The organism is Azonexus hydrophilus DSM 23864 (assembly GCF_000429605.1).
Taxonomy (GTDB): domain Bacteria; phylum Pseudomonadota; class Gammaproteobacteria; order Burkholderiales; family Rhodocyclaceae; genus Azonexus; species Azonexus hydrophilus.
This window is the reverse complement of the sequence record NZ_AUCE01000018.1, coordinates 92,259-106,823: the sequence shown is the minus strand read 5'-3', so window position 1 is coordinate 106,823 and position 14,565 is coordinate 92,259. Positions and strand designations below refer to the sequence as shown.

The window sequence follows — 14,565 nt, the reverse complement described above, 5'->3', positions numbered from 1 at the left end:
CCGGCTTATTTCGTAGGCAGCGACTTTCATGATCCTCGTCACAGGTGGCGCCGGCTTCATCGGCAGCAATTTCGTTCTTGACTGGTGCGCGCAGCATAACGAGAGCGTCATCAACCTCGATGCCCTGACTTACGCGGGCAATCTGGAAAATCTCGCGACGCTCGACGGGAATCCGGCGCATGTATTCGTCCGCGGCGACATCGGCGATTTCGGTCTGGTCGCCAGACTGCTTGCCGAGCACAAACCGCGCGCAGTCATCAATTTTGCCGCCGAGTCGCATGTCGATCGCAGCATTCATGGCCCGGAAGATTTCATCCAGACCAATATCGTCGGCACTTTCCGCCTGCTGGAAGCCGTGCGCGCCTATTTCGGCGGGCTGAACGAAACCGACAAGGCCGCCTTCCGTTTCCTGCACGTGTCGACCGACGAGGTGTACGGCTCGCTGGCCAAGGACGATCCGGCCTTTACCGAGACCAATCGCTACGAGCCGAACAGCCCGTACTCGGCGAGCAAGGCGGCGTCCGACCATCTGGTGCGCGCCTATCACCACACCTACGGGCTGCCGGTGCTGACCACCAACTGCTCGAACAACTACGGCCCTTACCATTTCCCGGAAAAGCTGATCCCGCTGTGCATCCACAACGCGCTGGCCGGCAAGCCCCTGCCGATCTACGGTGACGGCCAGCAGATCCGCGACTGGCTGTACGTCAAGGATCACTGCAGCGCCATCCGCCGTGTGCTCGAAGCTGGCCGGCTGGGCGAGGTGTACAACGTTGGCGGCTGGAACGAGAAGGCCAATCTCGACGTGGTGCACACGCTGTGCGCGATCCTGGACGAATTGAGTCCGCGTGCCGACGGCAAGTCGTACCGGGAACAGATCACCTTCGTGACCGACCGGCCGGGCCACGATCGCCGCTACGCCATCGATGCGACGAAGCTGGAGCGCGAACTCGGCTGGAAGCCGGCGGAAACCTTCGAAACCGGCATCCGCAAGACGGTCCGCTGGTATCTGGACAATCAGGACTGGGTGAAAAACGTCACCAGCGGCGCATATCGCGACTGGCTGGGCAAACACTATGGAGAGTGCGCATGAGTTCGGGAAAAAAACAGCGCAAGGGCATCATCCTTGCCGGCGGTTCCGGTACCCGCCTGTATCCGGTCACGCTGGCAGTTTCCAAGCAATTGCTGCCGATCCACGACAAACCGATGATTTATTACCCGCTGAGCACGCTGATGCTGGCAGGTATCCGTGACATCCTGATCATCTCGACGCCGCAGGACACCCCGCGCTTCCAGCAACTGCTCGGCGACGGCAGCCAGTGGGGACTGAACCTGCAATACGCGGTACAGCCGAGCCCGGACGGCCTCGCACAGGCCTTCATCATCGGCCGCGAATTCGTCGGCAACGACAATTCGACGCTGATCCTAGGTGACAATATTTTCTATGGCCATGAGTTGGCCGCCGATCTGGCGGAAGTTGGTGCCCAGGCCAGTGGTGCCACCGTTTTCGCCTATCATGTACATGATCCGGAACGTTATGGCGTCGTCGAGTTCGACCAGGAGGGTCGTGCGGTCAGTCTGGAGGAAAAGCCCAGGCTGCCGAAGTCACACTATGCTGTTACCGGTCTTTATTTCTATGATGATCAGGTGATCGACATGGCCCGCGATCTTCGCCCGTCGGCCAGAGGCGAATTGGAGATCACCGATATCAACCGCCTTTATCTTGAGCGCGGTCAGTTGAACGTCAGGCTCATGGGGCGCGGTCACGCCTGGCTAGATACCGGTACCCACGAGAGCCTGCTCGAGGCCAGCCAGTTCATAGCCACCATCGAGAAGCGACAGGGGTTGAAAATATCCTGTCCCGAGGAAATCGCCTTCCGTAAGGGCTGGATAGATGCCGGGCAACTTGAAGTGCTGGCTGCGCCGATGCTCAAGAACCCCTATGGTCAGTATTTGTCCGCTCTGTTGTCGGACAGGGCGATGTGATGCGCTTGCTCGCCATGCCCCTTCCCGGTGTCCTGCTGTTGGAGCCGACAGTATTCGGTGATACGCGCGGTTTTTTCTTCGAGAGTTTCAATCAGCGTGCCTTCGATGAACTCGTCGGGGAGCATGTCAGGTTTGTTCAGGATAATCACTCAAAAAGTACCATCGGAGTGCTCAGGGGCTTGCATTACCAACTGCCGCCCAAGGCTCAAGGCAAACTGATACGCGTCATTCAGGGCGAGGTTTACGATGTTGCGGTGGACCTGCGTCGCGATTCGGCGACTTTCGGTCATTGGTCCGGGACGTTGCTGTCGGCCGAAAACAAGCGGCAGATATGGATTCCGCCCGGTTTTGCGCACGGTTTCGTGACGTTGAGCGAAACGGCGGAGTTTCTGTACAAGACGACCGACTACTACTCGCCCGCGCATGAACGCTGCATTCGCTGGGACGATCCCGCCCTGGCCATCGACTGGGGCTTTGCCGGGACGCCGTTGCTGTCGGCCAAGGATGCGGTGGCGCCGAGTTTTGCCGAGGCCGAGAAGGGCTTCTGAGGTTTCGTGCTTCGGACTTTCGCAGTCCACGGGTAAACTGGCGGACTTTCCACACAGTCCCGTCGCCATGGAATTCCTCGACCTCCCGCAATTATTGTCTGCTGCCGGTACCGTTCGCCTGCCCGGTTCGAAGAGCATTTCCAACCGCGTCCTGCTGCTCGCTGCGCTGGCTGAGGGCGAGACCGAGGTGCGCGACCTGCTCGCGTCGGACGATACCGAGCGCATGCTCGAGGCGCTGCAGGCGCTGGGCGTTGGCGTCACGCACCTGGGCGGTGAGCACTGGAAAATTGCCGGTTGCGGCGGTCGCTTTCCGGTCAAGGCAGCGGAATTGTTCCTCGGCAACGCCGGCACCGCCTTCCGGCCGCTGACGGCGGCGTTGGCGCTGGTCGGCGGCGACTATGTGCTGAAGGGCGTCGCCCGCATGCATGAACGGCCGATTGGCGACCTGGTCGATGGTTTGCGCCAGCTCGGCGCCGATGTCACTTACCTCGGCAACGACGGTTACCCGCCGCTGCAGCTCAAGCCAGCGACCATCCGCCCTGGCGGCGTGGTCAAGGTGCGCGGCGATGTCTCCAGCCAGTTCCTGACCGGCCTGCTGATGGCCTTGCCGCTGACCGGCGAGACGGTGGCCGTCGAAGTGGTCGGCGAGCTGATTTCCAAGCCCTACATCGAGATCACGCTGGCGACCATGGCCCGCTTCGGGGTTGTCGTCGAGCGCGACGGCTGGCAGCGCTTTTCGGTCAGGGCCGGTAGCCGCTACCAGTCGCCGGGCACGGTGTATGTCGAAGGCGATGCCTCGTCGGCGTCCTACTTCCTGGCGCTCGGGGCGATTGGTGGCGGACCGGTGCGCGTCGAAGGCGTTGGCGCCGATTCGATCCAGGGCGACGTGAAATTCGCCGAAGCGCTGGCGCAGATGGGCGCCATCATCGAAACCGGGCCGAACTGGATGGCAGCGCGTGCGCCAGAGGGCGGGCTGGTCGCCGTCGACCTCGATTGCAACCACATTCCCGATGCGGCGATGACGCTGGCTACCGCTGCGCTGTTCGCCAAGGGCACGACCACGCTGCGCAACATCGCCAGCTGGCGGGTCAAGGAAACCGACCGCATCGCCGCGATGGCGACCGAACTGCGCAAGCTCGGCGCCCAAGTCGAGGAGGGCGCCGATTACATCCGCGTCACCCCGGCGCCGCTGAAGCCGGCGGCCATCGATACCTATGACGATCACCGCATGGCCATGTGCTTCTCGCTGGCGGCGTTTGCGACGCCGCTGCGGATCAACGATCCGAAGTGCGTCGGCAAGACCTTCCCCGATTACTTCGAGCGCTTTGCCGAAGTCACCCGGGCGGCGCCGGTGATTGCCATCGACGGCCCGTCGGCTTCCGGCAAGGGGACGGTGGCGGCGCGCGTGGCGGCGGCACTCGGTTTTGCCTATCTCGATTCCGGCGCACTCTACCGCCTGACTGCGCTGGCCGCACAGCGGGCCGGTGTGGCCTGGGGCGATGAGGCCGGCGTTGCCGCCATTGCCGCCGGTCTCGACGTGGTGTTTACTGGTGAGGATATTCGCCTGGCCGGCGTTCTGGTTGGCGATGCCATCCGCACCGAAGAGATTTCGGCGGGTGCCTCGAAAGTCGCGGCGCTGCCGGCCGTACGCGAGGCGCTGCTGTTCCGCCAGCGCGCCTTCAACACGGCACCCGGCCTGGTCGGCGACGGTCGCGACATGGGCTCGGTGGTCTTCCCGCGCGCACCGCTCAAGGTCTTCCTGACGGCGACGGCCGAGGCGCGCGCTGAACGTCGCTATAAGCAGTTGATCGAAAAAGGTTTCTCTGCTAATCTCCCGGACCTTCTGTCGGACCTGCAGCAACGTGATGCGCGCGATTCGCAACGCAGCGTGGCGCCGCTCAGGCAGGAGGCCGATGCCCGGCTGCTGGACACCACCCATCTCACCATCGAACAGGCGGTGAAGCAGGTGCTGGACTGGTTTGCCGAAGCATCGTTTCATTAACCTTCAACCCGTCGCGGGTCGTCTGATTCGTGGCAAGGAACTCACTCCGTAATGGAATCTTTTGCTCAACTTTTTGAAGAATCCCTGGCTCGCCAGGAAATGCGTCAAGGCGAAGTCATCACTGCAGAAGTGGTGCTCATCGACCACAATTTCGTCGTGGTCAATGCCGGCCTGAAATCCGAATCCTACGTTCCCGTAGAAGAATTCCTGAACGACCAGGGTGAAGTTGAAGTCGCCGTCGGCGATTTCGTCCAGGTCGCCATCGAAATGCTGGAAGACGGCTATGGTTCGACCCGTCTGTCCCGCGATCGCGCCAAGCGCATCGCCTCCTGGAACTTCCTCGAGCAAGCCCTCAACGACGGTGCCCTGGTTTCCGGCACCATCACCGGCAAGGTCAAGGGTGGTCTCACCGTCATGTCCAACGGCGTCCGTGCCTTCCTTCCGGGCTCGCTGGTCGACATGCGTCCGGTCAAGGACACCACGCCGTACGAAGGCAAGACCATGGAGTTCAAGGTCATCAAGCTTGACCGCAAGCGTAACAACGTCGTCCTGTCCCGTCGTGCCGTCCTCGAAGCGACCGCCGACAAGGATCGCGAAAAGCTGATGGAAAACCTCAAGGAAGGTGCTACCGTCAAGGGCATCGTCAAGAACATCACCGACTACGGCGCATTCGTCGACCTGGGCGGCATCGATGGCCTGCTGCACATCACCGACCTGGCCTGGCGCCGTGTCCGTCACCCGAGCGAAGTGCTCAACGTCGGTGACGAAGTGACCGCCAAGATCCTCAAGTTCGACGCCGAGAAGAACCGCGTCTCGCTGGGCATGAAGCAACTGGGCGACGATCCGTGGGTCGGTATTGCCCGCCGCTACCCGGCCGGCACCCGCCTGTTCGGCAAGGTCACCAACCTGACCGATTACGGCGGCTTCGTCGAAATCGAACAGGGCATCGAAGGCCTGGTGCACGTCTCCGAAATGGACTGGACCAACAAGAACGTCCACCCGTCCAAGGTTGTCTCGCTCGGCGACGAAGTCGAAGTCATGATCCTGGAAATCGACGAAGAGCGTCGCCGTATCTCGCTGGGCATGAAGCAGTGCCAGGCGAATCCGTGGGACGACTTCGCGATGAACCACAAGAAGGGCGACAAGGTGAAGGGCGGTATCAAGTCGATCACCGACTTCGGTATCTTCATCGGCCTGCCGGGTGGCATCGACGGTCTGGTTCACCTGTCCGACCTGTCCTGGTCCGCGACCGGCGAAGAGGCCATCCGCAACTTCAAGAAGGGTGACGAAGTCGAAGCCGTGGTTCTCGGCATCGACGTCGAGAAGGAGCGTATCTCCCTGGGCATCAAGCAGCTCGACGGAGACCCGTACGCCAACTTCATCGCTACCCACGAGAAGAACAGCATCGTTCGCGGCACCGTCAAGTCGGTCGACGCACGTGGTGCCGTGGTCACGCTGGACGGCGAGAACGAAGCCTACCTGCGCGCCTCCGAGTTCTCCCGCGAGCGTACCGAGGACCTGTCCCAGCACCTGAAGGTGGGCGACGAGATCGAAGCCATGATCATCAACGTGGATCGCAAGACCCGTGGCATCAATCTGTCCATCAAGGCCAAGGATCAAGCCGAGCAGCACGAAGCCATGCAGAAGTTCTCTGCTGACACTTCCGCCGCCACCGGTACGACCAACCTGGGTGCCCTGCTCAAGGCCAAGCTGAACCAGCAAGGCTGATAGGCAGGCGACATGACCAAATCCGAGCTCATCGCCCGGCTGGCGGAACGCTTTCCGCAGTTGGTGGCGAAAGATGCTGATTTCGCAGTCAAGATGATTCTCGATGCGATGTCCGAAGCGCTGGTGCGCGGGGACCGCATCGAGATCCGCGGATTCGGCAGCTTCGCGCTCAACTATCGGCCGCCGCGCGTTGGACGTAACCCGAAATCCGGGGAAAAGGTCAGCGTGCCGGCAAAGTGGGTTCCCCACTTCAAGGCCGGCAAGGAATTGCGCGAGCGGGTCGATCAGTCGATCTAAAGCCGGGCTTGGCCCAATGTGGTAGATTCGGGGCAGTGAATTTCACTGCCCCTTTTCATTGAATGTCATGACAGCGCTTACCTGGTTCCTGCGTTTCATCATCTTCGCCTTTCTGGTCGTCTTTGCCGTCCAGAATACGGCACCGGTCACCCTGAACCTGGTGCTCGACTATCAGTGGCAGACGCCGCTGGTCATCCTGCTGCTGGTCTTTTTTGCCGGCGGCGCCATTCTTGGCGTGCTGTCGCTGGTTGGCGTGGTCTTTCGCCAGCGTCGCGAACTGTCCCGACTCCGGCGCGCCGCAGGCCAGGCCGAGCCAGCCGCGCCCGTGCTGCCCGACGTGCCTCCCCCGCAATGAACGATATCTTCGAATACTGGCAACTCCTGCTGGTTCCGGTGTTTTTTGCCGTCGGCTGGATGGCTGCGCGCATTGACATGCGCCAGGTGGTGCACGAATCGCGCGCCCTGCCGCGCTCCTATTTCACGGGCCTGAATTTCCTGCTCAACGAGCAGCCGGACAAGGCCATCGACTCCTTCCTCGAAGTCGCCAAGGTCGATTCGCAGACCGTTGAACTGCATTTCGCCCTCGGCAACCTGTTCCGTCGCCGCGGCGAGACCGAGCGGGCCATCCGCATGCACCAGAACCTGCTGGGGCTGCCGGATATCGAGGAAAAGCACCGCTTGCAAGCCATGGTCGAACTCGGCCAGGACTTCCTCAAGGCCGGCCTGCTCGACCGGGCCGAGGAAATCTTCAACAAGCTGGTCGGCACGGCGCGCGATGCCGACGCCAAGCGTTCGCTGCTGGAGATCTACCAGGTCGGTAAAGAGTGGCAGAAAGCCATCGAGATCGCCCGCGAACTGCCCGATCTGGCCTCGCACAAGGAAATCGCCGAGTACTACTGCGAACTCGCAGCCGGCGAAATCATGCGCTCGCGCAGCGATTCGGCGAGGGCCTACCTTGATGTGGCGATGCAGGAGAACCGCAAGTGCGTTCGTGCCAGCATGCTGCTCGGCGACCTGCTTGCTCAGGAAGGCCGGACCGAAGAGGCGATTGCCGTCTGGCAGGGCATCGAACAGCAGGATCCTGCTTACTTGTCGCTGGTTGCCCAACGCCTGCTCGACGCCTACCTGAGGCTGTCGCGCCGCGATGAAGGCATCGCGCTGCTCAGCGGTTATCTCGAACACTATCCCTCGCTTGATCTGCTCGATGTGGTCTATCAACTGGTGCTCGAAGGCCAGGGCAATGAAGCGGCCTACCGGCTGGTGCGGGCCGAGTTGCAGCGCAATCCGACCCTGCTCGGCCTGGAGAAGCTGATGAGCGCGCGGCTGCCGCTGGCTTCGCCGGAGGTGCGCGGCGATGTCGAGCTGGCCAAGAGCATCATCCAGGGCTATACCCGCCGCCTGTCGCGCTATCGGTGCAATAATTGCGGCTTCAAGGCGCGCCAGTTTTACTGGCGCTGCCCGGCCTGCGGCGGCTGGGAAACCAATCCGCCGCGTCGCGGCGAAGAATTCGATCAATCCCTGTAGGACACCCATGCTGGAAAAACTCACGCAGGTCCGCCTGCTCGTCGTCGGCGACGTGATGCTGGACCGCTACTGGTTCGGCGACGTCAGCCGGATTTCGCCGGAAGCGCCGGTGCCGGTGGTCAAGGTCGAGCGCATGGAAGAGCGCCTCGGCGGTGCTGCCAACGTCGCCCGTAATGCCGCCTCGCTCGGTGCCAGGACGACCCTGCTGTCGGTTGTCGGTGATGACGATGCCGGTCGAGCGCTCAAGCGCCTGCTGCTTGAAGGGGAAATTGCTGCCGACCTGCAGGTCGACCGCGACATCGATACCACGGTCAAATTGCGGGTCATCGGTCGTCAGCAGCAATTGCTGCGCATCGATTTCGAAACCCCGCCATCGCATGAAATCCTGCAGGCCAAGCTCGCCGAATTCGAGCGCCGCCTGGCCGATTGCGACATCGTCATCCTGTCCGACTATGGCAAGGGGGGGCTGACCCATATTGCCGAGATGATCCGTCTCGCCCGCGCCGCTGCCAAGCCGGTGCTGGTCGATCCCAAGGGCGACGAGTGGGGCAAATACGCCGGGGCGACTGTCATCACCCCGAACCGTTCCGAACTGCGCGACGTCGTCGGTCGCTGGTCGTCGGACGCCGAACTGTTCGCCAAGGCGGAGAAACTGCGTGGCGAACTCGGCCTCGAAGCCCTGCTGGTCACCCGTAGCGAGGAGGGCATGACGCTCTTCGCCGACGGTCAGACCTTCCACCAGGCCGCGCAGGCCCGTGAAGTCTTCGACGTTTCCGGTGCCGGCGATACCGTCATCGCCACGCTGGCCGTGATGCTCGCCGCCGGCGCCGACTGGGCCGAGGCCATTCGGGTCGCCAACATCGCCGCCGGCATTGTCGTCGGCAAACTGGGTACCGCCGTTGTCACCCGCGACGAAATCGCGGGCGCCCTGTAAGGAGAAGGCATGAAAACCATCGTCACCGGCGCCGCCGGCTTCATCGGTTCCAACATCGTCAAGGCGCTCAACGAGCGCGGCGTGACCAAGATCATCGCCGTCGACAACCTGAGCAAGGCCGAGAAGTTCAAGAATCTGATCGACTGCGACATCGTCGATTACATCGACAAGCAGGACTTCATCGAGCGCATCCAGGCCGGTCATTTCGATGGCGATGTCGAAGCCATCTTCCACGAGGGGGCCTGCTCCGACACCATGGAAACCGACGGTCGCTACATGATGGAGAACAATTTCCGTTACTCCAGCATCCTGCTCGACTGGTGCCTCGATCAGGACGTGCAGTTCCTCTACGCCTCGTCGGCGGCGACCTATGGCGCTTCCAGCGTCTTCCGCGAGGAGCGCGAATTCGAGGGGCCGCTCAATGTTTACGGCTACTCCAAGTTCCTGTTTGACCAGATCGTCCGCAAGCGTCTGGCGCTGCAGCCCTCGTCGCAGATCGTCGGCTTCCGCTACTTCAACGTCTATGGCCCGCGCGAGAACCACAAGGGACGCATGGCCTCGGTGGCCTTCCACAACTTCCACCAGTTCCGCGCCGACGGCAAGGTCAAGCTGTTCGAGGGCTCGCACGGTTACGAGAACGGCGGCCAGATGCGCGACTTCGTCTTCGTCGGCGATGTGGCCAAGGTTAATCTGTTCTTCCTCGACCACCCGGAAAAGTCCGGCATCTTCAACCTCGGCTCGGGCCGTGCGCAAAGCTTCAACGATGTCGCCGTGGCCGCGGTCAACGGCTGCCGCAAGGCCAAGGGCGAAGCGCCGCTCGGTCTGGCGGAACTCCGGGCACAGGGTTTGCTCGAATACATCGCCTTCCCCGAAGCCTTGAAGGGCAAGTACCAGGCGTTCACGCAGGCGGATCTGACCAAGCTGCGCGACGCGGGCTACGACGCGCCGATGGCGACGGTCGAGGAGGGCGTTTCCCAATATATCGACTGGTTGCAAGCCCATGTATAAAACCCTGCAGGATTTTGTCGGAAACACGCCGCTGGTTCGCCTGCAGCGCATTCCCAGTGCCGACAACGAACGCCGCGGCAACGTCATCCTGGCCAAGCTCGAAGGCAACAACCCGGCCGGTTCGGTCAAGGATCGGCCGGCATTGTCGATGATCCAGCGCGCCGAAGCGCGCGGCGACATCAAGCCGGGCGACACGCTGATCGAGGCGACTTCCGGCAACACCGGCATCGCGCTGGCCATGGCGGCGGCGATCAAGGGCTACAAGATGATCCTGGTGATGCCCGAGAACCAGAGCATCGAGCGCCGCCAGAGCATGCGCGCCTATGGCGCCGAACTGGTGCTGACGCCCAAGGACGGCGGCATGGAACTGTGCCGCGACGTCGCCGAACGCATGCGCGACGAGGGCAAGGGCATCATCCTTGACCAGTTCGCCAACCCGGACAACCCCGTCGCCCATTACGAAGGCACCGGTCCGGAAATCTGGCGCGACACCAATGGCCGCGTCACCCATTTCGTTTCCAGCATGGGCACCACCGGCACCATCATGGGCACCAGCCGTTACCTCAAGGAAATGAACCCGGCGATCACCATCGTCGGCTGCCAGCCGGAAGACGGCAGCCAGATTCCCGGCATCCGCAAGTGGCCGGAAGCCTACCTGCCGAAGATCTACGCGCCGACCAATGTCGACCGCATCGAATACGTCAGCCAGGCCGACGCCGAGGCGATGACCCGGCGGCTCGCCGTCGAGGAAGGCATCTTCGCCGGCATCTCGTCCGGTGGTGCGCTTGCCGTGGCGCTGCGTCTGGCCCAGACCCTGGAAAACGCGACCATCGTCTCCATCGTCTGCGACCGCGGCGACCGCTACCTGTCGACCGGCGTCTTCCCTGCATGAAGCCGGTTCTCGTCTTCGATATCGAGACCATTCCCGATGTGCCGGGGCTGCGCCGGATCAACGACCTGCCGGCCGAACTGTCCGACGCCGAAGTCGCCGAATTGGCCTTCCAGCAGCGCCGGGCGAAGAGCGGCAACGACTTCCTGCCGCTGCACCTGCAGCGCATCGTCGCCATCTCCTGCGTACTGCGTACGCTCGAAGGCTTCAAGGTGTGGTCGCTGGCCGAGCCGGATCTCGACGAAGGCGCGATCATCCAGCGCTTCTTTGACGGCATCGAGAAATTCACGCCGCAGATCATTTCCTGGAACGGCAGCGGCTTCGACCTGCCGGTCCTGCATTACCGCGGCATGCTCCACGGCGTTTCGGCGCCGCGCTACTGGGATATGGGCGACGGCGACTACGCCGACTCGCGCGACTTCAAGTGGAACAACTACATCAGCCGCTACCACACCCGTCACCTCGACCTGATGGACCTGCTGGCGCTGTACAACGGCCGTGCCAACGCACCGCTCGACGACCTGGCCAAATTGTTCGGTTTTCCCGGCAAGCTCGGCATGGACGGCAGCAAGGTCTGGGAAGCCTGGCAGGCAGGGCAGGCGGCCGATATCCGCGATTACTGCGAGACCGACGTGGTCAATACCTACCTGGTCTACAATCGTTTCCGCCGCATGCGCGGCGAGTTGACCGCCGACGAGGAACTTGCCGAGCAGGCCTTCATCAAGGCCCAGTTGGCGAAAATCGATGCACAGCACTGGCGCGAGTTTCTTGCCGCCTGGCAATGATCCCGCGGTCGGGCAAGCTATAATTCCGAGGCTTCTTTTTCAAACTCAATCGCAGAGAGATAATAATGGCGCTTAACGACGTTCCCTCCGGCAAGTCCCTCCCCGACGACTTCAACGTGATCATCGAGATCACGGCGCATTCCGACCCGGTCAAGTACGAAGTCGACAAGGACAGCGGTGCCATCTTCGTCGACCGTTTCATGTCGACGGCGATGCACTACCCGTGCAACTACGGCTACATCCCGCACACCATCGCCGGCGACGGCGATCCGGTCGACGTGCTGGTGATCAGCCCCTTCCCGCTGCCGCCGGGCGTCGTCGTCCGCTGCCGTCCGCTGGGCCAGCTGTCGATGACCGACGAAGGTGGCGAGGATGCCAAGCTGCTGGCCGTGCCGGTGTCCAAGCTGACCCCGCTGTACAACGACGTCAAGACCTACGAAGACACGCCGGAACTGCTGCGCAAGCAGATTTCGCACTTCTTCGAGCACTACAAGGATCTGGAACCCGGCAAGTGGGTCAAGGTCAACGGCTGGCAGGGTATCGACGCCGCCCGTGAAGAAATCACCTCCGGCATCAAGCGTTACAACGACGCGAAAGACAAGCCGAACTACTAAGATGCTGCGTGTCGCCGTTGCCCAGTTCAATGCCGTTGTCGGTGACCTGACCGGCAACGTCGACCGTATCGTCGCCTGTGCTGCCGCGGCCAAGGCCCGCGGCGCGCAGGTGCTGCTGACGCCGGAACTGGCGCTCAGCGGCTATCCGCCGGAAGACCTGCTGCTGCGCCCGGATTTCTACCGGGCCTGCCAGCGGGCGCTCGACGATCTGGCTGCCCGTGTCGACGGGATTGCCTTGGTGGTCGGCCATCCGGAAGAATTCAACGGCGTCTGCCACAACGCCGCCTCGGTCATCGAAAATGGCCGGAAAACTGCGGTCTACCGCAAGATTCGCCTGCCCAACTACGACGTCTTCGACGAGAAACGCTATTTCGAGCCGGGGCAGGAAGCCTGCGTCGTCACCCTGGGTGGCGTCAATGTCGGCATCAACATCTGTGCCGACATCTGGGAAGCGGGCGCCTATGAGCTGGCCTGCGCCGCCGGTGCCGAACTGGTGCTGGTGCTCAACGCCTCGCCCTGTCATCTGGAGAAGCACCACGAGCGCGCCCGCGTGCTCGGCGAGCGGGTCGAGGCGACCGGCGTGCCCGCGATCTATTGCAACCTGGTTGGCGGCCAGGACGAACTGGTCTTCGATGGCGCTTCTTTCGCCATCGACGAACGCGAACAGATCTGCATGCGCCTGCCGCAGTTCGAGGAAGCGCTCGGCATCGTCGATTTCGATCGCGGCCGCCTGCAGTCCGACGAGCACGCCGAACCGCTCTCGCTGGAAGCCGAAGCCTACGCCGCGCTGGTCCTCGGCGTGCGCGACTACATCGGCAAGACCGGCTTCAAGGGCGCGATCATCGGCCTCTCCGGCGGCATCGATTCAGCATTGACGCTGTGCGTCGCCGTCGACGCGCTGGGCGCCGACAAGGTGCACGCGGTCATGATGCCGTCGCCCTACACCGCGCAGATGAGCCTCGACGACTCGCGCGAGATGATCCGCCAGCTCGGTTGCAGCTACGACGAAATCGCCATCGCCCCGGCCATGGCCACCTACGAAGCCATGCTGGCGCCGCTGTTCGCCGGCCTGCCCAGCGACACCACCGAAGAGAACATCCAGGCGCGGATTCGCGGCAACATCCTGATGGCGCTCTCGAACAAGACCGGCAAGCTGGTCCTGACCACCGGCAACAAGTCCGAGATGGCGGTCGGCTACTGCACGCTGTACGGCGACATGGCCGGCGGCTTCGCGGTGATCAAGGACGTCTACAAGACACTGGTCTATCGCCTGTCGCGCTACCGCAATACGCTGTGCGCAGGCGCGCCGGTGATCCCCGAGAACATCATCGTCCGCCCGCCGTCGGCCGAACTCAAGCCGGACCAGAAGGACCAGGATTCGCTGCCCGAGTACGAAGTGCTCGACGCCATCGTCCGCGCCTACATAGAAGAAGACCGCAGCCCGCGCGAGATCATCGCCGCCGGCCTGCCCGAAGCCGATGTCCGCCGCGTCGTCCGCCTGCTGCGCATCGCCGAGTACAAGCGCCGCCAGGCGCCGGTCGGCATCCGCATCACGCCGCGCGGTTTCGGCAAGGACTGGCGTTATCCGATCACCAATCGCTACGCCGACGAATATTGAGATTACACAGAGAGAAGGGGTATTCAACATGAAAAAAATCGAAGCCATCATCAAGCCGTTCAAGCTCGACGAAGTCCGTGAAGCCCTGTCCGAGGTCGGCATCACCGGCCTGACCGTGACCGAGGTCAAGGGTTTTGGCCGCCAGAAGGGTCATACCGAGTTGTATCGTGGCGCCGAATACGTCGTCGATTTCCTGCCCAAGATCAAGATCGAAATCGTCGTTGCCACCGAACAGGTCGATCCGGCCATCGATGCCATCGTCAAGGCGGCACGCACCGGCAAGATCGGTGACGGCAAGATCTTCGTCACCTCGGTCGAGCAGGTGGTCCGCATCCGTACCGGCGAAACCAACGAAGCCGCCATCTGACATTGTTCTTTTTTCCCGCTTGCGGCCTATTTGCATCAAGTCTGAGCAAACCGTTTGACCGAGTCCGGAAAAGGGGGTAATTTTCCCCACCAGAGGGGCATGCCCCCTCGTCCGTCAGTCAGGTTTCTCCAATGATTCAGTGGCAAGCGGGATTTCATGAAATTCATTCAGGCAGAGAGAAGATGTGACGGCACTCGCCGTCACTTATCCCCAGTCTTCCCCGCACACCTCAGGGTGTGTGACGATGGCAGGATCGGCGTGTCCG

The 14,565-nt window shown here is 62.4% G+C and carries 15 protein-coding genes; all 15 read left to right on the top strand.

Annotated elements, in window-relative coordinates:
• The first annotated feature begins 28 nt into the window (after positions 1-28).
• The 15 genes from rfbB to G471_RS0110485 all read left to right on the top strand — a co-directional run bounded on the left by rfbB (position 29) and on the right by G471_RS0110485 (position 14,300).
• On the top strand, positions 29-1,093 hold the full coding sequence (gene rfbB, locus G471_RS0110555; protein WP_028995311.1) for a dTDP-glucose 4,6-dehydratase: 1,065 nt from the start codon (positions 29-31) through the stop codon (positions 1,091-1,093).
• Positions 1,090-1,986: a glucose-1-phosphate thymidylyltransferase RfbA gene (gene rfbA / locus G471_RS0110550; protein WP_028995310.1), complete on the top strand. Its 897-nt coding sequence runs from the start codon at positions 1,090-1,092 to the stop codon at positions 1,984-1,986. Before rfbB ends, rfbA begins: the two co-directional genes overlap by 4 nt.
• Positions 1,986-2,534 (top strand): dTDP-4-dehydrorhamnose 3,5-epimerase, encoded by a 549-nt coding sequence (gene rfbC / locus G471_RS0110545; protein ID WP_028995309.1) that lies wholly within the window; start codon positions 1,986-1,988, stop codon positions 2,532-2,534. The genes rfbA and rfbC overlap by 1 nt, the downstream gene beginning before the upstream one ends.
• Positions 2,535-2,601: 67 nt before the next feature.
• Positions 2,602-4,536 (top strand): bifunctional 3-phosphoshikimate 1-carboxyvinyltransferase/cytidylate kinase, encoded by a 1,935-nt coding sequence (locus tag G471_RS0110540; RefSeq protein ID WP_028995308.1) that lies wholly within the window; start codon positions 2,602-2,604, stop codon positions 4,534-4,536.
• 51 nt (positions 4,537-4,587) lie between these two features.
• Positions 4,588-6,264, top strand: a complete 1,677-nt coding sequence (gene rpsA / locus G471_RS0110535) for a 30S ribosomal protein S1 (protein WP_028995307.1) — start codon at positions 4,588-4,590, stop codon at positions 6,262-6,264.
• A 12-nt stretch (positions 6,265-6,276) separates the two neighbouring features.
• Positions 6,277-6,561: an integration host factor subunit beta gene (locus G471_RS0110530; RefSeq protein WP_028995306.1), complete on the top strand. Its 285-nt coding sequence runs from the start codon at positions 6,277-6,279 to the stop codon at positions 6,559-6,561.
• 67 nt (positions 6,562-6,628) lie between these two features.
• Positions 6,629-6,916 (top strand): LapA family protein, encoded by a 288-nt coding sequence (locus G471_RS0110525; protein ID WP_028995305.1) that lies wholly within the window; start codon positions 6,629-6,631, stop codon positions 6,914-6,916.
• Complete coding sequence (lapB, locus tag G471_RS0110520) at positions 6,913-8,085, top strand: lipopolysaccharide assembly protein LapB (protein WP_028995304.1); 1,173 nt, start codon at positions 6,913-6,915, stop codon at positions 8,083-8,085. Before G471_RS0110525 ends, lapB begins: the two co-directional genes overlap by 4 nt.
• Before the next feature lie 7 nt (positions 8,086-8,092).
• Positions 8,093-9,019: a D-glycero-beta-D-manno-heptose-7-phosphate kinase gene (gene rfaE1, locus G471_RS17390; RefSeq protein ID WP_043421499.1), complete on the top strand. Its 927-nt coding sequence runs from the start codon at positions 8,093-8,095 to the stop codon at positions 9,017-9,019.
• Positions 9,020-9,028: 9 nt separating this feature from the next.
• Positions 9,029-10,027 (top strand): ADP-glyceromanno-heptose 6-epimerase, encoded by a 999-nt coding sequence (gene rfaD, locus G471_RS0110510; RefSeq protein ID WP_028995303.1) that lies wholly within the window; start codon positions 9,029-9,031, stop codon positions 10,025-10,027.
• Positions 10,020-10,919, top strand: a complete 900-nt coding sequence (cysM, locus tag G471_RS0110505) for a cysteine synthase CysM (RefSeq protein WP_028995302.1) — start codon at positions 10,020-10,022, stop codon at positions 10,917-10,919. The genes rfaD and cysM overlap by 8 nt, the downstream gene beginning before the upstream one ends.
• Positions 10,916-11,701, top strand: a complete 786-nt coding sequence (locus tag G471_RS0110500) for a 3'-5' exonuclease (protein ID WP_028995301.1) — start codon at positions 10,916-10,918, stop codon at positions 11,699-11,701. Before cysM ends, G471_RS0110500 begins: the two co-directional genes overlap by 4 nt.
• A gap of 65 nt (positions 11,702-11,766) precedes the next feature.
• On the top strand, positions 11,767-12,315 hold the full coding sequence (ppa, locus tag G471_RS0110495) for an inorganic diphosphatase (RefSeq protein WP_028995300.1): 549 nt from the start codon (positions 11,767-11,769) through the stop codon (positions 12,313-12,315).
• Position 12,316: 1 nt separating this feature from the next.
• A complete protein-coding gene (locus tag G471_RS0110490; protein WP_028995299.1) occupies positions 12,317-13,933 on the top strand; it encodes an NAD+ synthase in 1,617 nt (538 codons plus the stop codon).
• Positions 13,934-13,961: 28 nt separating this feature from the next.
• Positions 13,962-14,300: a P-II family nitrogen regulator gene (locus tag G471_RS0110485; RefSeq protein WP_028995298.1), complete on the top strand. Its 339-nt coding sequence runs from the start codon at positions 13,962-13,964 to the stop codon at positions 14,298-14,300.
• Positions 14,301-14,565 lie beyond the last annotated feature (265 nt).

Coding starts and splice junctions, on each gene's coding strand:
- G471_RS0110540 (WP_028995308.1), top strand. CDS start 2,602: ATGGAATTCCTCGACCTCCCGCAATTATTGTCTGCTGCCGGTACCGTT.
- G471_RS0110525 (WP_028995305.1), top strand. CDS start 6,629: ATGACAGCGCTTACCTGGTTCCTGCGTTTCATCATCTTCGCCTTTCTG.
- rfbC (WP_028995309.1), top strand. CDS start 1,986: ATGCGCTTGCTCGCCATGCCCCTTCCCGGTGTCCTGCTGTTGGAGCCG.
- rfaD (WP_028995303.1), top strand. CDS start 9,029: ATGAAAACCATCGTCACCGGCGCCGCCGGCTTCATCGGTTCCAACATC.
- rfbA (WP_028995310.1), top strand. CDS start 1,090: ATGAGTTCGGGAAAAAAACAGCGCAAGGGCATCATCCTTGCCGGCGGT.
- rpsA (WP_028995307.1), top strand. CDS start 4,588: ATGGAATCTTTTGCTCAACTTTTTGAAGAATCCCTGGCTCGCCAGGAA.
- cysM (WP_028995302.1), top strand. CDS start 10,020: ATGTATAAAACCCTGCAGGATTTTGTCGGAAACACGCCGCTGGTTCGC.
- G471_RS0110500 (WP_028995301.1), top strand. CDS start 10,916: ATGAAGCCGGTTCTCGTCTTCGATATCGAGACCATTCCCGATGTGCCG.
- rfaE1 (WP_043421499.1), top strand. CDS start 8,093: ATGCTGGAAAAACTCACGCAGGTCCGCCTGCTCGTCGTCGGCGACGTG.
- G471_RS0110485 (WP_028995298.1), top strand. CDS start 13,962: ATGAAAAAAATCGAAGCCATCATCAAGCCGTTCAAGCTCGACGAAGTC.
- G471_RS0110530 (WP_028995306.1), top strand. CDS start 6,277: ATGACCAAATCCGAGCTCATCGCCCGGCTGGCGGAACGCTTTCCGCAG.
- rfbB (WP_028995311.1), top strand. CDS start 29: ATGATCCTCGTCACAGGTGGCGCCGGCTTCATCGGCAGCAATTTCGTT.
- ppa (WP_028995300.1), top strand. CDS start 11,767: ATGGCGCTTAACGACGTTCCCTCCGGCAAGTCCCTCCCCGACGACTTC.
- lapB (WP_028995304.1), top strand. CDS start 6,913: ATGAACGATATCTTCGAATACTGGCAACTCCTGCTGGTTCCGGTGTTT.
- G471_RS0110490 (WP_028995299.1), top strand. CDS start 12,317: ATGCTGCGTGTCGCCGTTGCCCAGTTCAATGCCGTTGTCGGTGACCTG.